Source organism: Sphingomonas sp. LR59 (genome assembly GCF_036855945.1).
Classification (GTDB): Bacteria; Pseudomonadota; Alphaproteobacteria; order Sphingomonadales; family Sphingomonadaceae; genus Sphingomonas.
The window spans coordinates 4,054,070-4,075,518 of sequence record NZ_JASPFL010000001.1 but is presented as its reverse complement, the minus strand read 5'-3'; the positions used below and the strand labels follow the sequence as shown (position 1 = coordinate 4,075,518).

19 protein-coding genes, 1 tRNA gene and 1 pseudogene are annotated in these 21,449 nt (G+C 65.6%); 12 read left to right on the top strand and 9 right to left on the bottom strand.

The window, feature by feature from the left end:
* Positions 1-58: 58 nt before the first annotated feature.
* Positions 59-1,651 (bottom strand): long-chain fatty acid--CoA ligase, encoded by a 1,593-nt coding sequence (locus QP164_RS19215; protein ID WP_333924140.1) that lies wholly within the window; start codon positions 1,649-1,651, stop codon positions 59-61.
* An 18-nt stretch (positions 1,652-1,669) separates the two neighbouring features.
* Positions 1,670-5,188, bottom strand: a complete 3,519-nt coding sequence (gene dnaE / locus QP164_RS19210; RefSeq protein ID WP_435368366.1) for a DNA polymerase III subunit alpha — start codon at positions 5,186-5,188, stop codon at positions 1,670-1,672.
* Positions 5,189-5,339: 151 nt separating this feature from the next.
* Here dnaE and QP164_RS19205 point away from each other — a divergent pair, with 151 nt between their 5' ends.
* Positions 5,340-5,933 (top strand): HdeD family acid-resistance protein, encoded by a 594-nt coding sequence (locus tag QP164_RS19205; protein WP_333924138.1) that lies wholly within the window; start codon positions 5,340-5,342, stop codon positions 5,931-5,933.
* 221 nt (positions 5,934-6,154) lie between these two features.
* On the opposite strand, the gene QP164_RS19200 is transcribed toward QP164_RS19205, so the two are convergent.
* The 6 genes from QP164_RS19200 to QP164_RS19175 form a co-directional block, all read right to left on the bottom strand.
* Positions 6,155-6,634 carry a glutathione peroxidase gene (locus tag QP164_RS19200; protein ID WP_333924137.1) on the bottom strand — a complete coding sequence of 160 codons (480 nt, stop codon included), beginning with the start codon at positions 6,632-6,634 and terminating at the stop codon, positions 6,155-6,157.
* Positions 6,631-7,227 carry a GNAT family N-acetyltransferase gene (locus QP164_RS19195; RefSeq protein ID WP_333924136.1) on the bottom strand — a complete coding sequence of 199 codons (597 nt, stop codon included), beginning with the start codon at positions 7,225-7,227 and terminating at the stop codon, positions 6,631-6,633. The genes QP164_RS19200 and QP164_RS19195 overlap by 4 nt, the downstream gene beginning before the upstream one ends.
* Entirely contained in the window at positions 7,224-7,898 is a 675-nt protein-coding gene (locus QP164_RS19190) for an ABC transporter ATP-binding protein (protein WP_333924307.1), read from the bottom strand. The genes QP164_RS19195 and QP164_RS19190 overlap by 4 nt, the downstream gene beginning before the upstream one ends.
* Before the next feature lie 31 nt (positions 7,899-7,929).
* Positions 7,930-9,180 (bottom strand): lipoprotein-releasing ABC transporter permease subunit, encoded by a 1,251-nt coding sequence (locus tag QP164_RS19185; protein WP_333924135.1) that lies wholly within the window; start codon positions 9,178-9,180, stop codon positions 7,930-7,932.
* A 666-nt stretch (positions 9,181-9,846) separates the two neighbouring features.
* On the bottom strand, positions 9,847-10,533 hold the full coding sequence (locus tag QP164_RS19180) for a hypothetical protein (protein ID WP_333924134.1): 687 nt from the start codon (positions 10,531-10,533) through the stop codon (positions 9,847-9,849).
* Positions 10,534-10,705: 172 nt separating this feature from the next.
* Positions 10,706-10,795, bottom strand: a tRNA-Ser gene (locus QP164_RS19175).
* Between the two features lie 155 nt (positions 10,796-10,950).
* On the opposite strand from QP164_RS19175, the gene hspQ reads away from it, so the two are divergent.
* The 4 genes from hspQ to QP164_RS19155 all read left to right on the top strand — a co-directional run bounded on the left by hspQ (position 10,951) and on the right by QP164_RS19155 (position 12,955).
* Positions 10,951-11,346 carry a heat shock protein HspQ gene (hspQ, locus tag QP164_RS19170; RefSeq protein ID WP_132738318.1) on the top strand — a complete coding sequence of 132 codons (396 nt, stop codon included), beginning with the start codon at positions 10,951-10,953 and terminating at the stop codon, positions 11,344-11,346.
* A 241-nt stretch (positions 11,347-11,587) separates the two neighbouring features.
* Positions 11,588-11,932, top strand: coding sequence for a 50S ribosomal protein L21 (rplU, locus tag QP164_RS19165; RefSeq protein WP_056065957.1), 345 nt, complete (start codon positions 11,588-11,590; stop codon positions 11,930-11,932).
* Between the two features lie 13 nt (positions 11,933-11,945).
* Positions 11,946-12,236, top strand: coding sequence for a 50S ribosomal protein L27 (gene rpmA / locus QP164_RS19160; RefSeq protein WP_056055842.1), 291 nt, complete (start codon positions 11,946-11,948; stop codon positions 12,234-12,236).
* A gap of 173 nt (positions 12,237-12,409) precedes the next feature.
* Positions 12,410-12,955: a GNAT family N-acetyltransferase gene (locus tag QP164_RS19155; protein ID WP_332755434.1), complete on the top strand. Its 546-nt coding sequence runs from the start codon at positions 12,410-12,412 to the stop codon at positions 12,953-12,955.
* 269 nt (positions 12,956-13,224) lie between these two features.
* On the opposite strand, the gene QP164_RS19150 is transcribed toward QP164_RS19155, so the two are convergent.
* A complete protein-coding gene (locus QP164_RS19150; protein WP_277983611.1) occupies positions 13,225-14,094 on the bottom strand; it encodes a metal-dependent hydrolase in 870 nt (289 codons plus the stop codon).
* Between the two features lie 63 nt (positions 14,095-14,157).
* Here QP164_RS19150 and QP164_RS19145 point away from each other — a divergent pair, with 63 nt between their 5' ends.
* From QP164_RS19145 to QP164_RS19115, 7 genes and pseudogenes are all read left to right on the top strand, one after another.
* On the top strand, positions 14,158-14,757 hold the full coding sequence (locus QP164_RS19145) for a TetR/AcrR family transcriptional regulator (protein ID WP_277983612.1): 600 nt from the start codon (positions 14,158-14,160) through the stop codon (positions 14,755-14,757).
* Positions 14,758-14,834: 77 nt separating this feature from the next.
* A complete protein-coding gene (gene obgE / locus QP164_RS19140; RefSeq protein ID WP_277983613.1) occupies positions 14,835-15,881 on the top strand; it encodes a GTPase ObgE in 1,047 nt (348 codons plus the stop codon).
* 149 nt (positions 15,882-16,030) lie between these two features.
* Positions 16,031-17,127, top strand: a pseudogene (gene proB, locus QP164_RS19135) (glutamate 5-kinase).
* A gap of 91 nt (positions 17,128-17,218) precedes the next feature.
* Positions 17,219-18,118, top strand: a complete 900-nt coding sequence (locus QP164_RS19130; protein WP_277983615.1) for an NAD-dependent epimerase/dehydratase family protein — start codon at positions 17,219-17,221, stop codon at positions 18,116-18,118.
* A 58-nt stretch (positions 18,119-18,176) separates the two neighbouring features.
* On the top strand, positions 18,177-18,422 hold the full coding sequence (locus QP164_RS19125; protein WP_333924133.1) for an acyl carrier protein: 246 nt from the start codon (positions 18,177-18,179) through the stop codon (positions 18,420-18,422).
* Positions 18,423-18,545: 123 nt separating this feature from the next.
* A complete protein-coding gene (spt, locus tag QP164_RS19120; RefSeq protein WP_333924132.1) occupies positions 18,546-19,808 on the top strand; it encodes a serine palmitoyltransferase in 1,263 nt (420 codons plus the stop codon).
* A 109-nt stretch (positions 19,809-19,917) separates the two neighbouring features.
* Positions 19,918-21,447, top strand: coding sequence for an ATP-binding protein (locus tag QP164_RS19115; RefSeq protein ID WP_333924131.1), 1,530 nt, complete (start codon positions 19,918-19,920; stop codon positions 21,445-21,447).
* Positions 21,448-21,449: the final 2 nt, after the last annotated feature.

Below are 21,449 nucleotides of genomic sequence, written 5' to 3'. Positions count from 1 at the left end.
AAGTGTCGAGCGATGCTCGTTGTACCTGGTTATCAAATGACGGCGGTGAGCGGATCGATCAGGCGGCGGCCAGCGCGAAATCCTTGAAGCGTTCGCGGAGGGCGGTTTTCAGGAGTTTGCCGGTCGCGGTGTGCGGCAGGTCGTCGACGAAGACGATCGCGTCGGGGAGCCACCATTTGGCGACATGCTTGGCCAAATGATCGAGGATCGCCTGTTCGGTCACCTCGCTGCCGGGCTTGCGGACGACTATCAGCAGCGGGCGCTCGTCCCATTTGGGGTGGTAGACGCCGATTGCCGCCGCTTCCGCGACTCCTGGGCAGCCGACAGCGGCGTTCTCTAGGTCGACCGAGCTGATCCATTCGCCGCCGGACTTGATGACGTCCTTCGAGCGGTCGGTAATCTGCATCGTGCCGTCGGCGTGAAGCATCGCGACGTCGCCGGTGTCGAACCAGCCTTCCTTGTCCACCGCATCTTCGCCGGCGCCGAAATAGCGTTGGACGACCCAGGGGCCGCGGACTTGCAAGCGGCCCGCGACCTTGCCGTCGCGGGCTAGGACCGTGCCTTCATCGTCGATGATGCGGAGCTCTATACCGAAGGGGACGCTGCCCTGTTTGCCGACGAGGTCGAGTTTTTCGTCGTGACTCATGTCGTCCCAATGCGGCGGATTGAAGCCGGCGGTGCCGATTGGGGAGGTTTCGGTCATGCCCCAGAGGTGTTTCACCGTGGCGCCCATGCCCATGATCCGTTCGATCATCGCGCGGGGAGCTGCCGAGCCGCCGATCGTCACCTGTTTGAGGTGGCGCGGGGCATCGCCCGAGGCGTCCATGTGGCCGAACATCGCCAGCCACACCGTGGGGACGCCGGCGGAATGCGTGACCTTCTCGTCGTTCATCAGCCGGCACAGCACGGCGGGATCGTTGACCGCGGAATAGACGACCTTCGCACCGGACAGCGCGCAGGCGAACGGCAGGCCCCAGGCGGCGGCATGGAACATCGGCACGACGGGGAGCACGACGGCGTTGGGGGAGAGATCGAACACCCACGGCGCGACCTCGGCCATCGCGTGGATCAGCGTCGAGCGGTGCGTATAGAGGACGCCCTTCGGATTGCCCGTGGTGCCGCTGGTGTAGCAGAGCATGCACGGGTCGCGCTCGGGCCCTTCGACCCACGCGTAATCGCCATCCTCCGCGTCGAGCATCGCCTGGAAACCGTCGGGGCCAAGATCGTCGAAGCAGATATAGTGGTGGACGCTGGTCCACTGCGCGCGGAGACGATCGACCAGCGGTTGGAACGCCTTGTCGTAGAGCATCACGCGGTCTTCGGCGTGGTTGGCGATGTAGACGAGCTGTTCGTCGAACAGCCGCGGGTTGATCGTGTGAATGACGCCGCCCATGCCGATCGTGCCGTACCAGGCGACGAGGTGGTGCGCGTGGTTCATCGCCAGCGTCGCGACCCGGTCACCGGGCGCTACGCCTAGTTTTTCGAGCGCTTGCGCGAGTTTGCGGGCGTCACGCGAGATGCCGGCCCAGTTGGTGCGCGTTTCGCGGCCGTCGGCCCAGTAGCTGACGAGTTCCCTCGCGCCATGCTCTCTCGCCGCGTGGTCTATCAGGCGGGGAACACGAAGCTCGAAATCCTGCATTCCACCCAGCATTCTCGCTCTCCCAAGCTGTTATCCGACCAGAGCGAGCCTCGTTTCCGAGGTCTTCATCTCCACCTTGGCGACACCGTGCAACGACTCGATGTGCTCGACAAGCTCTCCGTCGAGCAGGAAGTCGCGGCCGAGCAGGATGCAGACCTCGCCGTCGGGCAGTTGCGCGCGGACGCGAACCTCGCCGCGCGCGCCGCGGTGTTCGGCGAGCAACGATGCGAGGCCGGCGAACGCGGTCATGTCGGAGATCGTCACGACCACCTGGAAGCGCGCGAGGTTGGCGAGGCCCTCGAATGGCTGGATGCGCTTGATACTGACGCGCGGCGTGTCCTCGCCGGGCTTGCGGTCGAGTTCGACGGTGATGAGGCCGCAGCCGCCGGCCTTGGCTGCCTCTTCGAGGTCCTTCGAGACCTGTTCGTCGAAGCAGGTCGCCATGAACTGGCCGCTGGCGTCGGAGCATTGCGCCATCATGAAGCGCTTGCCGCGCGCGGACGTGCGGTAGCGCGCGTCCTCGACCAATACCGCCATCGTCGCGCCGGCGCGGCTGCCGTCGTCGGGGATGTTGAGCTCCGACAGCGCGGTGTAGGCGCGGGCACCGTGGCTGACCGCGATGTGACGGTGGCGGTCGACCGGGTGCGCGGAGAAATAGAAGCCGAACGCCTCCTTCTCCTGGTCCATGCGCTGGCTTAGCGTCCAGCGGACCGATGGCGGCAGCTTGATCGCGTCGCCGGCTGGCTCGGCGTCACCGAACAGGCCGCCCTGCCCGCTGGTCTTCTGTTCGTGCGTGCGCGCGGCGATCGCGAGAATCGTCTCGGCGGTGGCGTGGATGCCGGCGCGGTTGGGTTCGAACGAGTCGAACGCGCCGGCGGCGGCGAGCGTTTCGAGCTGGCGCTTGTTGAGCAGGCGCGGGTCGACTCGTTTGGCGAGGTCGTCGAGGCCGGCGAACGGGCCGTTCTGGACGCGCTCGACGATGAGCTTCTCCATCGCGCCTTCGCCCACGCTTTTGAGCGCACCTAGGGCATACCGCACCGCAAGATTGTTTCCCCGCGAAGGCGGGGACCCAGTCTGGGCACCCGCCTTCGCGGGTGAACATTCTGCTGGTGGAGCGTCAGCATTTGCAAAGACCTCGACGTCGAACTCGGCCTGGCTCGCGTTGATGCACGGCGGCAGCGCGGTGATCCCGAGGCGGCGCATGTCGTCGGTGAAGATCGCGAGCTTGTCGGTCTGGTGGAGGTCGTAGCACATCGACGCCGCGAAGAATTCGTGCGGGTGGTGCGCCTTCAGCCACGCGGTCTGGTAGGCGAGCAATGCATAGGCCGCGGCGTGGCTCTTGTTAAAACCGTAGCCGGCGAACTTGTCGATCAAGTCGAACAGCGCGTTCGCCTCGGCCTTCTTGATGCCGTTAACCGTGAGACACCCTTCGACGAAGCCCGCGCGCTGCGCGTCCATCTCGGCCTTCACCTTCTTGCCCATCGCGCGGCGCAGCAGATCCGCGCCGCCGAGCGAGAAGCCCGCCAATACCTGCGCGGCCTGCATGACCTGCTCCTGGTACACGAAGATCCCGTAGGTCTCCGCCAGGATCGGTTCGAGCAGCGGGTGCGGATAGTCGATCGCCTCGGTGCCGTTCTTGCGGCGACCGAACGACGGGATATTGTCCATCGGGCCCGGTCGATAGAGCGATACGAGCGCGATGATGTCGCCGAAATTGGACGGGCGGACGGCGGACAGCGTGCGGCGCATGCCCTCCGACTCGAGCTGGAACACGCCGACCGTGTCGCCCTTTTGCAGGAGCGCGTAGACGCCCGCATCGTCCCATTCGAGCGCTTCGAGATCGACCGTTACGCCACGCTTGGCAAGCAACTGCACCGCCTTTTGCAGTACCGACAGCGTCTTAAGCCCGAGAAAATCGAACTTCACGAGGCCCGCGCCCTCGACATATTTCATGTCGAACTGGGTGACGGGCATGTCGGAGCGCGGATCGCGGTAGAGCGGGACTAGCTGCGCCAAGGGCCGATCACCAATCACAACGCCGGCGGCGTGCGTGGACGAGTGGCGCGGCAGGCCCTCCAGCTTCATCGCCAGATCGAGCAGCTTCCGGACGCCGTTGTCGTTGGCGTATTCCTTCGCCAGTTCGCCGACGCCGTTGAGCGCGCGCTCCAGCGTCCACGGGTCGGTCGGGTGGTTCGGCACCAGTTTCGCGAGACGATCGATCTGGCCGTAGCTCATCTGGAGCACGCGGCCGGTGTCCTTGAGCACCGCGCGCGCCTTCAGTTTCCCGAAGGTGATGATCTGCGCGACCTGGTCGCGGCCGTATTTCTCCTGGACGTAGCGGATCACCTCGACGCGCCTAGTTTCGCAGAAATCGATGTCGAAATCGGGCATCGACACACGTTCCGGGTTCAGGAAACGCTCGAACAGCAAGCCCAATTTGATCGGATCCAAGTCCGTAATCGTCAGCGACCAGGCGACGACCGAGCCTGCGCCTGAGCCGCGGCCCGGACCGACCGGAATGTCGTGATCCTTCGCCCATTTGATGAAGTCCGCGACGATCAGGAAATAGCCGGGGAAGCCCATCTGGACGATCACGTCGACCTCGAACGCCAGCCGCTTGCGGTAGACGTCGCGCCAGCCGTCCTCGCCTTCACCGTGAAGTTCGGCGATGCGGGCGAGACGCGCTTCGAGACCGGCTTCGGCGTCGTCGCGCAGCAGCTTGGCCTCGCCCTCGATGTCACCGGCGAGGCTGGGGAGGATCGGTTTGCGGTACGGCGCCATCACCGCGCAGCGCTGCGCGACGACCAGCGTGTTGGCGATCGCCTCGGGCAGATCGGCAAACATCTCGTGCATCACCGGCGCGGGCTTCATCCATGCTTCGGGGCAACTGCGGATGCGGTCCTCGGTCTCGACATAGGTCGAGTGCGCGATGCAGAGCATGGCGTCGTGCGCGTCGCCGAACGCGCTCTCGGTGAAGCAGCACGGGTTGGTCGCGACCAGCGGGAGATTGCGGTCGTAGGCGATGTCGATCAGGTCGGCTTCGGCCGCGGTCTCGATCGCGTCGTTGCGGCGCGAGAGCTCGATGTAGAGGCGGTCGCCGAACAGGCCTTGCAGGCGATCGAGATACGCGCGGGCGCGGTCGGGCTGGCCTTCCGCGAACAGGCGGGCGAGACCGCCCTCGCCGCCGGCGGTCAGGGCTATCAGACCGTCGGTGTGGCGTTCGAGCGCGGCGAAGTCGACATGCGCGGGCATCTCGATCGGGCGGTCGAGATGCGCCATCGAGACGAGCGCGCAGAGATTGTCGTAGCCGGTCATATTTTGCGCATAGAGCGCGAGCCAGTCGAACTGCGTCGCGACGCCATCGGGCATGTCGGGACGACCGACGCCAAGCATCACGCCAATGATCGGCTGCACGCCGTCCTTCTTGGCGGCGTCCGAATAGGCCATCGCCGCGTACAGCCCGTTGCGATCGGTCAGCGCGGCAGCGGGGAAGCCCAACGCGCGCGCCTGCTTGGCGATCGCTTTCGGATCGATGGCGCCGTCGAGCATGGTGTAGCAGGAGAAAACGCGGAGGGGGACGTAACCGGAATGCATCTACCGGAGGTAGGCGCTGCGGCGTGATTCGACCAGCCGGGATGAGTCCGGTCGGAACTGCGGACACGACGAGCCGTTGCGGCGGGGACTTCTGGGAGCATTCTTCATGACGGATCCACGCGGGCACTTTGCCGATACCGAAACCACTGCTGCGGGGACGCCTCGTGCGGGCGCTGGCTGGGGGTGGATCCTGGCTTACGGCGTGCTGTCGGTAGTGCTCGGGATCATGGCGTTCGCGTCGCCGTTTTCCGCGACCTATGCCGCGACTTTGGTGATCGGGGCGTTCTTCATTGCGGCCGGGATCGTGTCGATCGTGTCGGGGTTTGCCGGCAAGGGGCATGAGGGGCGCGGCTATGCGATCGGGTTCGGGATTGTGTCGCTGGTGATCGGGCTGATCATGGTGTTCGAGCCGGCTACGGGCGCGATTTCGCTGACGTTGCTGATTGCGGTTTGGCTTGGTTTGCGTGGCGTTCTGGAGATCGGGCTTGGGGCGCGGTTTCGGCATGGCAAGGGGCTGATGATCGCGCTGGGGGTGGTGAACGTCGTGCTGGCGGTGATCGTGCTGGCGACGTTGCCTTGGTCGGCGTTGACGTTGCCAGGGTATGTGCTGGGGATTAGCTTCTTGTTTGGTGGGGTTACTTCGGTTGCGTCGGCGCTGGCGCATAAGAAGGGCGCGCCGGCGTTTTCGGTGACCGCGTAATTGTTCTCCCGCGAAGGCGGGAGTCCAGTCTGGGCCCCCGCCTTCGCGGGGGAACATTCTTACTTTGAATTGCGCTGCCACCCTGCATACTGTGCCACCCCGGCGGAGGCCGGGGCCCAGTTGGGGGACGTCGCTAACTGAGGCCGGCGCTTCGTTACTGCGACCTTTACAACTGGGCCCCGGCCTTCGCCGGGGTGGTGCCGTTTGTGGGGTGACTGCTTCTAGAGCAGCTTCTCGATATCCTTGCGGATGTCTTCGGGCTTTGTCGTTGGGGCGTAGCGGTCGAGGACGGTGCCGTCGCGACCGACTAGGAACTTCGTGAAGTTCCACTTGATCGCTTTTGACCCGAGGACCCCCGGTGCGTCCGACTTCAGGCGTTCGAATAGCGGCTCCGCATCAGAGCCGTTGACGTCGATCTTCGCGAAGACCGGGAACGTCACGTCGTAGGTCAGCGTGCAGAAGTTCGCGATCTCCGCTGCATCCCCCGGCTCCTGCCCGCCGAACTGGTTGCACGGAAACGCCAGCACCTCGAAACCCCGATCGGCATAATCACGGTGCAGCGCTTCGAGGCCATCATATTGCGGGGTGAAGCCGCATTTCGAGGCGGTGTTGACGATCAGCAGCACCTTGCCGCGATACGGCTCTAGCGACGCTGCGGTGCCGTCGGCGGTCTTTACGGTGAAGTCGGTGATCGCGGTCATGGGCGGTCCTCGTTGCGGGCCAGCAGATACGCCAGGTTCTGACGCACGCCCGGCCATTCGTGGCGGAGGATGCTGTAGACGACGGTGTCGCGCAAGCGGCCGTCGGCCATCACCTGGTGTCCGCGCAGCACGCCGTCGCGCCGTGCCCCGAGGCGTTCGATCGCGCGCTGCGAATTCTTGTTGAGCGAGTCGGTGCGGATCTGGACGCATTCGCAGCCGAGCGCGTCGAACGCATGGTTCAGCAGCATCAACTTTGCCTCGGTGTTGACGCCGGTGCGCTGCACCGCCTTGGCATAGAAGGTGCCGCCGATCTCGAGCCGCTTGTTGCCCTCGTTCATCCGCATGAAGCGCGTGGTGCCGACGACGATCCCGTCGGCGACGACCGCGAACAGTCGCGCCCGCCCGAAGTCCTGCTCGCGCAACGCCGCCGCGAGCCAACGGTCCGGCGCCTTTATCATCGCGACGTTGGCGTAGAATGTGTCCCAGAGGTTGTCCGCCGACGCTGCCGCGACCAGCGCGTCCATGTCGTCGGCGACCAAAGGGCGGAGCGTGACGTGACGCCCGGTGAGCGTCGGCGTCTCGCCCCAGGTCACGCCAGCCGTCCCTCGTGCAGCCGGAACACGCGGTCCATGCGCGCTGCCAGCCGTTCGTTGTGCGTCGCGACCAGCGCCGCCGTCCCCTGCTCGCGGACCAGACGGACGAATTCGGCGAAGACGATGTCCGCGGTATGCTCGTCGAGATTGCCGGTCGGCTCGTCGGCCAGCACCAAAGCGGGCTTGTTGGCGAGCGCGCGCGCAACGGCGACGCGCTGTTGCTCGCCGCCGGAGAGCTGGCTTGGGCGGTGCGTCAGGCGGTGGCCGAGACCGAGCTGGGTCAGCAATTCCGCTGCGCGCGCGTCCGCCTCGGCGCGGGTGGCGCCGTGGACGAGCTGTGGCAGCACGACATTCTCGGTCGCGTTGAAATCGGGGAGAAGGTGGTGGAACTGGTAGACGAAGCCGAGGCTGTCCCGGCGGACGACCGTGCGCTCATGCGCGTTGAGCTTGGCCGCCTCGGTGCCGGCAATCCTGATCGATCCCTGAAAGCCGCCCTCGAGCAGACCCACGGCTTGCAACAGCGTCGACTTGCCCGAGCCCGATGGCCCGAGCAGCGCGACGATCTCGCCCGGTGCGATCGCGAGGTCGACGCCGCGGAGCACGTCGATGGTCGCGCCGCCTTGCGTGAAGCTCTTGGTCAGCCCGCTGGTCTGGAGGACGTAATCGTCCATGCGCTCGATCTGGCGGTCGATTCGGAGGCCTTCATTCATAACGCAGCACCTGCACGGGGTCGGTACTCGCCGCTTTCCAGGCCGGATAGAGCGTTGCGAGGAAGCTGAAGATCAACGCCATCGCCGCGATCACGACGATCTCGACGGGGTCGGTCTTCGACGGGAGTTCGGTCAGATAGCGGATCGACGGATCCCACAGGTTCTGGCCGGTGACGAGCTGGACGAAGTTCACCACCCCCTGGCGGTAGAACAGGAAGACGAAGCCGAGCCCGAGTCCCGCCAGAGTCCCGAGCGCACCGATCGTGGTACCGACGACGATGAAAATCCGCATCAGCCCGCCGCGCGTCGCGCCCATCGTCCGGAGGATCGCGATGTCGCGGGTCTTGGCGCGGACTAGCATGATCAGCGACGACAGGATGTTGAACACCGCGACCAGGATGATGATCGACAGCACGGTGAACATCGCCACCCGTTCGACCGCCAGCGCCTCGAACAGCTGCGCGTTCATCGTCCGCCAGTCTTGGATGATCGCCTGCCCGCCGATCTTGTCGGCCAGCGGCTTGAGGATCTCGCCGACTTTGTCCGCGTTCACCGTCTTGATCTCGACCATGCCCGCCGCATCGCCCATCAGGAGGAGCGTCTGCGCGTCCTCGATCGGCATGATGATATACGCCTTGTCGTAATCGTAGACGCCGATCTCGAAGATCGCCCCGACGGTGTAACTGACGATCCGCGGCACGGTGCCGAACGGCGTGGTCTGCCCCTGCGGGCTGAACAGTGAAATCTCCGAGCCGACCTGCGCACCGAGCGACTCCGCCAGTCGCGAGCCGATCGCGATCCGGCCGCTGCCTTGCGTGATCGACGATAGCGAGCCCATCACGATCTTGTTCTGGATCGTCGAATTGCGGCGGATGTCGTCGACGCGCATCCCGCGGACCAGCACCGCCTCGGCGCGCCCGTTATAGGTGGCGGCGAGCGGCTGTTCGATCAGCGGCACGGCGCTGGTCACGCCGGGGGTCGCGCGCGCCTGTGCGACGATCTCGCGCCAGTCGGGCAGCTTGCCGCCGACGCCCTGCACCACCGCATGGCCGTTGAGCCCGACGATCTTGTCGAACAGCTCGGCGCGGAAGCCGTTCATCACGCTCATCACGATGACGAGCGCGGCGACGCCGAGCATCACCGCGACCAGGCTGATCGAGGCGACGAGGAAGATGAACGCCTCGCCCTTGCCCGGCAACAGATAGCGACGGGCTATCATCCGTTCGTAGCGGGACAGGATCATGGGCAGCCGGGTTCGATCGTTAGGGAAACAGTCCTGCGGCTCTAGGACGCGGCCCCGCGCGAGGCAACACGCGCGAGATGGCGCGCGAGTTGGAGGGAGCGGAGATCGCAGCGTCATGGGTATGCTCTCGCCAATGGCTAGATTGGTATGTTGCGTAATCGCCACAGGGCGTATTCAATCGTGCCGCAGCACGCGCAAACACCGTGACAAATCCCGGCAACATAACTAGCAAAAACCTCGCTGAGACACAGGCAACGGCCGTGGTTCGGGGACTGCTTTTACGCCGCACGCAAGTGCAGAGCGGAAGCACAAAAATGGGGGCTGACGAGCGATCGTCACGCAGGCGCCCGGATCGGCAACGGTCCGGGCGTTTGCTTGTCCGCCGTAGTTCGTTGCTGCATCTATACTTCGTTATACTTGGCGGATCCGCAACCTGGCGGTGCCTGCTGCGCTGTTCATGCATCGATGACGACAGACAGGTGCATTGCACTTGGTCGGAAGTTCGCGCGTGCCCGACGGACGAGAGAGGTCACGCTCACGCGTGTCGCGCCCTCCGCCTCCGTCGTCTTAGGCGCCACCCCTCCCCGGCGGGGGAGGATTTAATCACGCCTCCCGCCGACATGGAATCAGCCGTCGAGCCAAGGTCGAGCCGAGGTCAACCCGATGTCAGCGCCGCGCCGATGCCATCGCCTGTCCCGTCAGCGCGCCTTGCTCGAAAGTCGCTGGCGCGGGCTGGGCCATGGCGGGCGCCATGTCGGGACGGACCTGCGTCGCCGCGACCTGCTGCCATGGCTGGACCGCGAACCTTAGATCTTCCGCGAGATAGGCGCGAACGACGGTGCCCGGCGGCAATTGCGCGCTCGTCCCGTGCACGAGAAAGCCCAGCACCGACGCAAACATGATCGTCGCGACCGAAGTGATCGTTCCGCTGGTCCCCTCGTCGTTCGCCTGATTGCTCAACCGGACCGGACCGTTGGGCGTATCGATATAGAGCAGCCGGATCTCCAGCTTGCCCTTCTTGCCGAAATGCCCGTTGCGCTGCACCGCTGCGACCTCGGCAACGGCGACCGACCCTGCGGGGATCACGACTTGGCCGCGGTATGACAGGCTCTCCGCCACTTCCAGATAGAGACGGTCGCCCGGCGCGTTCATCTTGGTCGACACCTGCGTGCGCGACCGGAGCGTCAGCGGCGTCCCCATCGGGAAATACGACATCAACGCCGGACTCGCGGCGGTCGTCACCTGCGCTGGCCAATAGGCAAAATTCTGTGCGCCCGCAGATCCCGAACTCGCAAGCAGCGCGGCCCCTGCCATGATGCCTGCCTTTACGCCTGCCTGTACCATCGTCTTCATCACGCTTCCCCCGTTACTGTGGGGCATGCGCTACGACCCATTCGTGTCGAACCGCCGAAAGAGCAGAGTTTCTGCAGCTTTAACCACGCGGCCTTAGCCACGCGAAGCGCGAGTTCACGCACGGACATGGGGCCCCAGCAAGGGCGATGTATCCAGCGATGTCAGCAAATAATGGCGGAGAGGGTGGGATTCGAACCCACGGTACCCTCGCGGGTACGCCGCATTTCGAGTGCGGTACATTCGACCACTCTGCCACCTCTCCGCAGGTCATCCAAGGTGCTGCGAACAGTCCCTCCGATCGGTCGAAGCGCGGCCTCTAATGAAGTGCCCCAAGGGACGCAAGCGGATTTCGGGGTTGCGGGCTCCAGCTGGCGCGTTTTCCTTGTGCGGCGCAAAACAGACCCTAAATTGGCGAATATGCCCCGACACGACAGTATCGCTCACGACATCACCAGCCCGCTCATCCCCGTCGAGGTGGTCGCGCCGCCGATCTCGCATGCGAATTTCTCGATCGGCGACGTCGTGCGGCACCGGCTGTTCGATTTTCGCGGGGTGATCTTCGATGTGGACCCCGTGTTCGCGAATAGTGACGAATGGTATGCGGCGATTCCGGAGGATATCCGTCCGCGCAAGGATCAGCCGTTCTACCATCTGCTCGCGGAGAATATGGAGTCGAGCTACGTCGCGTATGTAAGCCAGCAGAACCTGGTGCCCGACGACAGCGACGAGCCGGTCGACCATCCGGCGATCTCGGGGTTGTTCAGCGACTATGCGGATGGCCGGTATGCGCTGCGGCAGGTTCACCGGCACTGAGGCGAATCGCGCCGTCGCCTAAAGACGCTTGTTCTTTCGCGAAGGTGGGAGTCCGGCCCGGCCCCGCCTTCGCGGACAAACAATCTTGCGACGGTGCGGTAGACGACACCACACTCTCCATCTTTACCACCCTCCCGCGCCCCTTCTCGGTTGACAACTCTGCCCCCTCCCTTAGCTGCCCGGCTTCTCCCGGCGGACCTTGCGTTCGTGGGGCACATGTATTTGGAAAGTGACAAGGGCCATGTTCGCAGTCGTGCGCACGGGCGGCAAGCAGTATCGCGTCGCCGCCGGAGATAAGATCGTCATCGAGAAGATCGAGGGCGATGCAGGTGCGTCGGTGACGCTTGGTGACGTTCTGCTGGCGGGCGAAGGCTCGGAGCTGCGGTCCGTCGAGGGCTTCGTCGTCGCCGCAGAGATCATCGCGCAGGCGAAGGCGGACAAGGTCATCGTCTTCAAGAAGCGTCGTCGTCACAACTATCGTCGTAAGAACGGCCATCGCCAGCAGCACACGATCCTGAAGATCGTCAGCGTTGGTGGCCAGACCGCCAAGCAGACCGAGGCTGATGCCCCGGCCGCTCAGGCATAAGGAGTAGCTTCAGATGGCACATAAGAAAGCAGGCGGCTCTTCGCGCAACGGTCGCGATTCGGCCGGTCGTCGCCTCGGCGTCAAGAAGTTCGGTGGCCAGGCGTGCGTCGCCGGCAACATTCTCGTGCGTCAGCGCGGGACGAAGTTCTACCCGGGCACCAACGTCGGTATTGGTACGGACCATACGCTGTTCGCGCTGGTCGATGGCCGCGTCGTGTTCAGCCAAGGCAAACTCGGACGCAAGTTCTGCTCGGTCGAGCTGGCAGCGAACGACACTGCCGATATGGCAGCAGCAGCCGAATAACATCGGGTAACCATCCGGGTTGCCCACCAGGGTGACCCGGGTCGCGAAAGCGAACCTGAACAAGGGAGACGGGTCACCCCGGCTCCCTTTTTATTGCTCCCTCCACGCGGCTGTCGCGGTCCCGTCATCCCGACGTGGCATGCGCGCAGCCAACGACGCGATAGGAGAGAGCCGTGTTCGCGCGCACCAAGAGACTGACGTTGCGGCCGGGTTGGCCGGAAGATGCGCCCGCACTGGCACGGGCGATCGGCCATGAGTCGGTGGTCGCCAAGCTGGCGCGGGCGCCCTGGCCATACGCGCTGGGCGACGCGGAGGCGTTTCTGGCGCAGCCGCGTGGGCCGCACGATCCCCATTTCATGATCGAGACGATGGAAGCAGGCGCGCCGCGACTCGTCGGCGGGATCGGTATCCGCGCGGCGGATGCGGGCCATGAACTTGGCTATTGGCTGGCGCCTGACGCCTGGGGTCGCGGCTATGCGACCGAAGCTGGCGAGGCGGTGGTGGCGATGGCGCGGCATGCGCTGGGCCTGCGCCGGCTGGATGCGTTCCATTTTGTCGATAACCCGGCGTCGGGGCGCGTGTTGGCGAAACTTGGGTTTCGGCCGACCGGGCGGGTCGAGCCTCGGACGTCGCGTGGGCGGGGTGGCGAGGCGCCGGCGGTGATGTTCGAGCTGGATCTGGATGACGACCGATGTGCGCCGATGCCTTTGGCGGCGTGATTCGCGCACACGTCCATTGAGCGAGCAGCCCCACCCCGGCGAAGGCCGGGGCCCAGTTGGGGAACGTCGCTAACGGAGGACATCGCTCCGTTACTGCGACCTTTCCAATTGGGCCCCGGCCTTCGCCGGGGTGGATTGATGTCAGACGGCTGCCTGCGAGTCATGTTCCACAAAGCTCTGTCATCCTGACGAAAGTCAGGATCCAGGGTAACGGGCGCAGTCGCTGATGGCTCTGGATCCTGACTTTCGTCAGGATGACGGGAGAAGGCTCAGGCTACCGCCACCACCCGCTTCGCAACCGGCAGTACCGCCGCCTCATACTCGCTCTCCGCCAGCCCGATCAGCGCGCGATCGTCGTGCTTCCACGGATGGAACCCCGGCAGGAAATAGGCAGCCCAGACGCCCGCGACTTTCCGCGCCATCCCCGGATTGCCGAACGCGTACCACGCCATCCGCGCCCACACGCGTGGCCCGGTCAGCCCGTCCTGCCGCAGCAGTTCCGCCATTCCGCGCGCACGCCCGGTGAAGAAGCGCCAAGTCGTGATCAGCATCACCTTCGACTTGATCCGCCACCGCAGCAGTCGCGGCCAGTCACGAGTCGCGTGCAGCCAGGTGTCGTAGGCGACGCCCTTGTGCTCGATCTCCTCGGCTGCGTGCCACAGCCACAATGCCGCCGCCTGCTCGTCGCCTCCCGCCAGATGCTTCGGGTTGGCGATCAGTTCGTGCGCCAGCATCGCGGTGAAATGCTCGAGCGCGGTGGTCGCGGCAAGGCTCGCGATCTCTGGCTTGTCCTTGGTAATTGCCAACTGCGCATCGACATCGGCCATCAACGGCGCGACGTCATAGCCCTGGTCGGTCACGTGGCGGTTGAAGGCGACATGCTCGCGCGTGTGGATCACCTCCTGCTTGATGAAGGCGTTGATCTCCGCGTGGAGCTTGGGCGGCGTACCCTCGCGAAACTTCCGCACGCTGTCGACGAAATAGCCCTCGCCCTTCGGAAACGTCACCGACAGCGCGTTGTAGAACGCGGTCGCGACGGGATCGTCGTTCAGCCACCAGCGACGGATATCGGCGCCGCGGCCAAAGCGGCGGTCGCGTGGGGTGATCGTCAGATCGGCAGGCGTGGTTGCTTTCGCCACGGAAACCTCCAAACAGGAATGAACACTCGTTACTTACATTGATGTAAATAGGTTTCCCGATCCGTGACGTCAACTCCGCGCAAGCGCCTCTCCCCCACCGAATCGCGCGAAGCCGCCGTCGAGGCTGCGCGCGCCCTGCTCGTTGAAAGCGGGCCCAGCGCGGTCACGCTGAAGGCGGTCGCGGGCCGGATCGGGCGCACGCACGCCAATCTGCTCCACCATTTCGGCTCGGCGGAGGCGCTGCATACCGCGCTGATCACGCGGATGGCGGCGGACATCGTTGGGACGATCGGCGCCGCGGTGCTACGCGTGCGGGCGGGCGAACTCGACCCGCGCGAGGTCGTCGAGATGACCTTCGACGCGTTCGGCAAGGGCGGCGCGGGCGCGCTGGCGAGCTGGATGATTCTGTCGGGCAACACCGATGCGCTCGACCCGATTCTCACCGCGATCCACGATCTGGTCGACGAGCTCGCAGAGGGTGACATGCCCGGCGACCAGCCGATCCAGGAACAGACTCTGACGCTGGTGCTGATGGCGCTCGGCGATGCACTGATGGGGGCGCCGATGGCGCGCGCGCTCGGGCTGCCGGTCGGCAAGGCACGCGAACTGGCGCTCGACGCACTGCTCGCCAGCAAGGACGCCGCCGCCCCTCCCCGCTGCTGACACGCTCGGATCGGGGGCGAATCGCAAGCTAGATCGCAGAGGGTAGAAATTTTTGCCCATTTCGCTATGGGGCGGCGATGCATTTTCTAGACCAAGCCAAGATCTACGTACGTTCGGGTGAGGGCGGCCCCGGTGCCGTCAGCTTCCGCCGCGAGAAATATATCGAATATGGCGGCCCCGACGGCGGCAATGGCGGCAAGGGCGGCGACATCGTGTTCGAATGCATCGCCGGCCTGAACACGTTGATCGACTTCCGTTACACGCAGCATTTCCGCGCGCCGCGTGGCTCGGGCGGGTCGGGCTCGAACCGCACCGGCGCAGGCGGCAAGGACCTCGTCATCCGCGTCCCGCTCGGCACGCAGGTGCTGTCGGAGGACAAGGAAGAGGTCCTGATCGACTTCACCGAGGTCGGCCAGCGCGAAGTGCTGTTCCGCGGCGGCGACGGCGGGCGCGGCAATGCGAGCTACAAGACCTCGACCAACCGCACCCCGCGCCAGCACGGCACCGGCTGGCCGTTCGGCGAGGCGTGGGTCTGGCTGCGGCTGAAGCTGCTCGCCGACGCGGGCCTTGTCGGGCTGCCGAATGCGGGCAAGTCGACCTTCATCAACCAGGTGACGAACGCGCAGGCGAAGGTCGGCGAGTACGCCTTCACGACCACGCGCCCGCAGCTGGGCGTGGTGCGCCACAAGCAGCGCGAGTTCGTGGTCGCGGATATTCCGGGGCTGATCCAGGGCGCCGCCGAAGGTGCGGGGATCGGCGACCGTTTCCTCGGGCATATCGAGCGGTGCCGGGTGCTGCTGCATCTGGTCGATGCGAACGACCGTGACGTGGCCGAATCGTACCGGATCGTGCGCGACGAGCTGGAGAATTACGGCGAGGGGCTCACCGACAAGCGGGTGATCGTCGCGCTGAACAAGATCGACATGCTCGATCCGGAGCTGATCGCGGCGTTGTCGGCGGAGCTGGCCGAGGCCAGTGGCGCCGAGGTGATGGCGATTTCGGGGGCAAGTGGCGCTGGTATCGAGGCGGTGCTGGACCAGCTGATCGAGGCGATCGGGCCGGCGGCGGGCGCGGCGAAGGAACTGGAAGAAGGCGAAGTGCCGGTCGCATGGTCGCCGCTTTAGGGGCTTCCTTGGCCCTCTCCCCTGCGGGGAGAGGGACGGTTCCAGATTTCTCCCCTTCCGCTTGCGGGAGGGGTCGGGGAGGGCTTTCTTGTCGATAGGTCACGCCCGCCCCTCCCTAACCCCTCCCGCAAACGGGAGGGGAATGCGTGATGTTTCCGCCGTCGTCGTGCGCGCGACTGATCGTGAAGATCGGGTCGGCGTTGCTGGTCGATCCTGACGGGAGCGTTCGACGCGAGTGGCTTGCGGGCCTTGTGGCCGACATTGCTGCTCGAACTAGCGCGGGCCAGCAGGTCGCGATCGTGTCGTCTGGCGCGATCGCCTTGGGCGCGCGCCGGCTTGGTCTCCCCAAGGGTGGGCGAGCCAGTCTCGAGGACGCGCAGGCCGCAGCCGCCACCGGTCAGATCGCGCTCAGCCAGGTCTGGGCCGAACTGCTCGCCGCGCAGGGGCTGAACGCGGCGCAGATGCTCGTCACGCTCGACGACCTCGAAGACCGCCGCCGCTATCTCAACGCCGCCGCGACGCTCAACCGGCTGTTGTCGCTCAAGGTCGTGCCGGTCATCAACGAGAACGACAGCGTCGCCACCGAGGAAATCCGGTTCGGCGACAATGACCGCCTTGCTGCCCGCGTCGCGCAGGCCGCCGGCGCGCAGGGCGTGATCCTGCTGTCCGACGTCGATGGGCTCTACACCGCCAACCCGCACACGGATCCATCCGCGACTTATATCGCCAGCGTGCCGCGGATCGATGCGGTTGCGGGGATGGCGGATGACGGGTCGGGCTCGGGGATGGGTTCGGGTGGGATGGCCTCGAAGATCGCCGCAGCGCGGATCGCGACGGGTGCGGGCATTTCACTGGCGATCGCTTCGGGGCGGATCGAGCACCCGCTGTCCACCCCTGCCCGCCACACGATATTTACGGCGGAGCGGACGGCGTCTGCACGGAAGGCCTGGCTTGCGGGGGGCTTACCGCGAAGGGTGCGATCCATGTCGATGCGGGGGCTGCGGCTGCGCTTGGACGGGGGCGGAGTTTGCTGGCGACCGGCGCGACGCGGATCGACGGCGGTTTCGCGCGGGGCGATCTGGTGACGATCGAAGGGCCGGCCGGGACTGTCGCGCGGGGTCTTGCGGAGTATGATGCGGCGGATACCGCTCGGCTACTCGGTCACCATAGCGACGACCATGCGGAGATCCTCGGCTATGCACCTCGGTCGGCGCTGGTGCACCGCAATCACCTGGCGCTCATATGATCGGCCGGGCCTTGTTCACCCGCGAAGGCGGGTGCCCAGTCTGGGCACCCGCCTTCGCGGGTGAACAATCTTCTTCGATTGGAGCGCCGTCATGATTCTCGCCATCACCGGCGGCACCGGGTTCGTCGGTAGCCACCTGATCGATCATGCGCTGGAGACCGGGCACACCGTTCGCGCGCTCGCGCGGAAGCCGCAGGCCAAGCGCATCGGCGTGACCTGGATCGAAGGCGCGCTCGATCGCCCCAAGAGCCTCGCGACCCTGGTCGAAGGCGCGAATGTGGTGATCCACGTCGCCGGTGTCGTCAACGCGGCCAACCGGGCGGGCTTTGCCGAGGGCAACGTCGCCGGAACCGAAGGCATCCTTCAGGCGACGCGAGCGGCCGGCATCCGCCGTTTCGTCCACGTCTCCTCGCTCGCCGCGCGCGAGCCGACGCTGTCGAACTATGGCTGGTCGAAGGCCGAGGCGGAAACGCGTGTTCAGACGTCGGGGCTGGACTGGACGATCGTCCGCCCGCCCGCGATCTTCGGCCCGCGCGATCTTGAACTGCTCGACGTCTTCAAGGCGGCACGGTCCGGCTACATCCCGATGCCCCCGGCCGGCACGCGCGTCTCATTGCTATACGTCGAGGACCTGACCGCGCTGTTGCTCGCGCCCGCCGAGGGTAACGATGCGCCATCGATCATGGAGCCCGACGACGGGGTGCCGAACGGCTGGGACAACCGCGATTTCGCGCGCGCGATCGGTGTGGCCGTGGGCAAGCCGGTCAAGGTCTTCTCGACGCCCCGCGCGCTCCTGAAGCTCGCGTCGGCCGCCGACCGGCTCGTCCGCCGCGGCAAGGCCAAGCTGACGCGCGACCGGGTCAGCTATTTCTGCCACCCCGACTGGGTCTCGCACAAGCCGCCGCCGGCCGCGCTGTGGACGCCGTCCGTCCCGACCCCGCAGGCACTCGCGCAAACCGCGGCGTGGTATCGCGCCGCCGGGCTGCTATAGCGCCGAAAAGCCGCCGCAATTTCCTGCGAGGGATGTGTGCGACACCGAAGGGAATAGCATGAGCGACCGTCAGCAGATCTACGACATCGTCACCGCGCAGATCGAGCCATTCAACAAGAAGGGCGTCGCGCTGAGCGATGCCACCACGTTCCAGGGCGACCTGGAGTGGGACAGCCTGACCGTCATGGATTTCGTCGCCGCGATCGAGGACGAATTCGACATCATCATCACGATGAACATGCAGGCCGAGATCGAGACGGTCGGCCAGCTGGTCGACGCGGTCGCGAAGTTGAAGACCGCCTAACACTACCCTCCCCGTTCGCCCTGAGCGAAGTCGAAGGGTGGCCCCGTGAGGCGAGGCTTCGACTTCGCTCAGCCCGAACGGGGTGGGGGAAAGACGACACATTCCAACCTCATGGAATCTAACATGACCGAAGCCGCCACCACCGCCCACGCCCTCCCTGTCGACGCTCCCGAGGTCGCGCCCGAACGCGACCTGATGTCGAAATTCGACGCGCTCATCGCCGAACGCGAGGCGCTGATCGCCAGTGGCGTGCGCAATCCGTTCGCGATCGTGATGGACGAGGTGAAGGGCCCGACTCAGGCGGTGATCCGCGGCAAGGACACGATCCTGCTCGGCACCTACAACTACATGGGCATGACGTTCGACCCCGACGTCATCCAGGCGGGCAAGGACGCGCTCGACGCGTTCGGGTCGGGCACCAACGGCAGCCGGATGCTCAACGGCACGTTCCATGACCATATCGACGTCGAACAGGCGCTCCGCGAATTCTACGACATGACCGGCGCGATCGTGTTCTCGACCGGGTACATGGCGAACCTCGGGATCATCTCGACGCTCGCCGGCAAGGGCGAATACGTCATCCTCGACGCCGACAGCCACGCGTCGATCTACGACGGCTGCAAGCAGGGCAATGCCGAGATCGTCCGCTTCCGCCACAACGACGTGCAGGACCTCGACAAGCGGCTCGGTCGCCTGCCGAAGGAAGCCGGCAAGCTGGTGGTGCTCGAAGGCGTCTATTCGATGCTCGGCGACATCGCCCCGCTGAAGGAGATGGTCGCAGTCGCCAAGAAGCATGGCTGCATGGTGCTGGTCGACGAGGCGCATTCGATGGGGTTCTTCGGCCCCAACGGACGCGGCGTGTACGAGGAGATGGGGCTTACCGACGAGGTCGATTTCGTCGTGGGCACCTTCTCGAAGTCGGTCGGCACGGTCGGCGGATTCGTCGTGTCGAACCACCCGAAGTTCGAAATGGTGCGGTTCGCCTGCCGTCCGTACATCTTCACCGCCTCGCTGCCGCCCTCGGTGGTCGCCACCGCCGCGACGTCGATCCGCAAACTGATGACAGCACACGACAAGCGTGCGCAGCTCTGGAAGAATGCGCGCCGGTTGCACGGCGGTCTGAAGGCGATGGGCTTCAAGCTGGGCACGGAGACGTCGGATTCGGCGATCATCGCGGTGATCCTGACCGACCAGGAACAGGCGATCGCGATCTGGCAGTCGCTGCTCGAGGGTGGTCTCTACGTCAACATGGCCCGCCCGCCCGCGACGCCTGCGGGGACGTTCCTGCTACGGTGCTCGCTGTGCGCGGAGCATACCGACGAGCAGATCACGACGATCCTCGGGATGTTCGAGGCGGCTGGGCGCGCCGTGGGTGTGATCGGCTGATCCTTGATCCTCCCCTATATGGGTAGGATCAAGACAGGTGCGTGATACCATCTGTAGCCGCTCGCGAAATCATTGCGCGGGGGCAACGACGCGTTAGGATGGCCGGGTGATGCGTAGCGAGGCCCAGACCGCAGCCCTGGGGGGCGGAGCGACCTGGCGGGTCATCATGCTGGTCGTGATGGGACTGCTCGGCGCCGCCGTGCTTATCGCGCTGATCGTGACGCTCGGGAATGCCAATCGCCAGCGCGACCGCGCGTTGGAACTGCAAGCTCACAGCTACGACGTGATGATCCTGGCCCGCACGCTGTCGGGCACGATTGCGCAGTCGGAGGCGTCGCTTGGCCGCTACGTGATCAGCGGCGACAAGCGGCTCGGCCAGCTGTATTTCGACGAATGGCTGCTAGCCGGCACGCAGATCGATCGGCTCGACCGGATCACCAATGACAATCCCGAGCAGCAGCCGCGAGTCGACCGGCTCCGCACGGCCTATGATTCGCGCGGCCGGGAATTGTCGCTGACTGCACTCAGCACGAGTTACGGCAAGAACGGCCAGGCGCTCGCGCGCTATTACCAGGCGCGGAAATCACCGACGCTCGCCGAGATCAATACGACACTCGACACGCTCATTGCCCGCGAACGCGCGCTGTTGGACGACCGGACCGCAACCGCATTGGGATCGGTCGAGCGCTCCAGCTGGGTTGCGGGGGTACTCGCGGTGTTCGGCGTGCTGATCGTGCTGGGCGCGATCCTGCTGGGCTGGTTCACGATCCGCGCGGTTGGCGATCGCGCGGTCGCACAGGCCGACGCCGAACTGGAACGCGAGCGTGCCGACGAGCTGACCGCCGCAGTCGCCACCGCCACTGCCGAATTGCGCGTGCAGGAAGCCAAGTTACGCCAGATCCAGAAGATGGAAGCCGTCGGCCAACTCACCGGCGGGATCGCGCACGACTTCAACAACATGCTGGCGGTGGTGCTTGGCGGCCTGGAGCTTGCCCGGCGTAGCGTCGCCGCCGATCCTTTGGCAGCGCGTCGGCACATCGACAGCGCCACCGAAGGCGCGAACCGGGCGGCGGCGCTGACCCGCCGGCTGCTCGCCTTCAGCCGCGAGGATTCGCTGAAGGCCGAGACAATCGACGCCGCCGCGTTGGTCGCCGGGATGTCGGACCTGCTCGATCGCACGCTGGGCGACGCGATCATGATCATCGTCCGTGACGATGCGGCCGGCGGCTGTGTGCGCGCCGACCGCGTCCAGCTGGAGAACGCCGTCCTCAACCTCGCGGTCAACGCGCGCGACGCGATGAACGGACGCGGCATGTTGACGGTCGCGACCGGCACGACAACCCTGGCAGCCGAGCAAGTCGGGCGGTGCGCGGCAGGCGATTATGTGACGATCACCGTCCGCGATGACGGTTGCGGAATGGCGCCAGACGTCGCCGAGCGCGTATTCGAGCCGTTCTTCACAACCAAGGAAGTCGGCAAGGGCACGGGACTCGGGCTCAGCCAGATCTTCGCGCTGGTCCAGCAGCTGCACGGTGAAGTCGGCATCGTCTCTGCACCGGGCGAGGGAACGACCGTCACGCTCTATCTCCCCGCGCCGCCGCTTTGGGCACACCCTCTTTGCCGACCGTTCCGATCGTAGCG

Excerpts from the sequence above, each read along its gene's own strand:
- hspQ (WP_132738318.1), top strand. The coding sequence starts at position 10,951 with ATGCCCCGACACGACAGTATCGCTCACGACATCACCAGCCCGCTCATC.
- QP164_RS19190 (WP_333924307.1), bottom strand. The coding sequence starts at position 7,898 with ATGGACGATTACGTCCTCCAGACCAGCGGGCTGACCAAGAGCTTCACG.
- QP164_RS19125 (WP_333924133.1), top strand. The coding sequence starts at position 18,177 with ATGAGCGACCGTCAGCAGATCTACGACATCGTCACCGCGCAGATCGAG.
- QP164_RS19130 (WP_277983615.1), top strand. The coding sequence starts at position 17,219 with ATGATTCTCGCCATCACCGGCGGCACCGGGTTCGTCGGTAGCCACCTG.
- QP164_RS19185 (WP_333924135.1), bottom strand. The coding sequence starts at position 9,180 with ATGATCCTGTCCCGCTACGAACGGATGATAGCCCGTCGCTATCTGTTG.
- rpmA (WP_056055842.1), top strand. The coding sequence starts at position 11,946 with ATGGCACATAAGAAAGCAGGCGGCTCTTCGCGCAACGGTCGCGATTCG.
- spt (WP_333924132.1), top strand. The coding sequence starts at position 18,546 with ATGACCGAAGCCGCCACCACCGCCCACGCCCTCCCTGTCGACGCTCCC.
- QP164_RS19180 (WP_333924134.1), bottom strand. The coding sequence starts at position 10,533 with ATGAAGACGATGGTACAGGCAGGCGTAAAGGCAGGCATCATGGCAGGG.
- rplU (WP_056065957.1), top strand. The coding sequence starts at position 11,588 with ATGTTCGCAGTCGTGCGCACGGGCGGCAAGCAGTATCGCGTCGCCGCC.
- obgE (WP_277983613.1), top strand. The coding sequence starts at position 14,835 with ATGCATTTTCTAGACCAAGCCAAGATCTACGTACGTTCGGGTGAGGGC.
- QP164_RS19215 (WP_333924140.1), bottom strand. The coding sequence starts at position 1,651 with ATGCTGGGTGGAATGCAGGATTTCGAGCTTCGTGTTCCCCGCCTGATA.
- QP164_RS19200 (WP_333924137.1), bottom strand. The coding sequence starts at position 6,634 with ATGACCGCGATCACCGACTTCACCGTAAAGACCGCCGACGGCACCGCA.
- dnaE (WP_435368366.1), bottom strand. The coding sequence starts at position 5,188 with ATGCTCGACGGCGCCATCGATCCGAAAGCGATCGCCAAGCAGGCGCGC.
- QP164_RS19115 (WP_333924131.1), top strand. The coding sequence starts at position 19,918 with ATGCGTAGCGAGGCCCAGACCGCAGCCCTGGGGGGCGGAGCGACCTGG.
- QP164_RS19205 (WP_333924138.1), top strand. The coding sequence starts at position 5,340 with ATGACGGATCCACGCGGGCACTTTGCCGATACCGAAACCACTGCTGCG.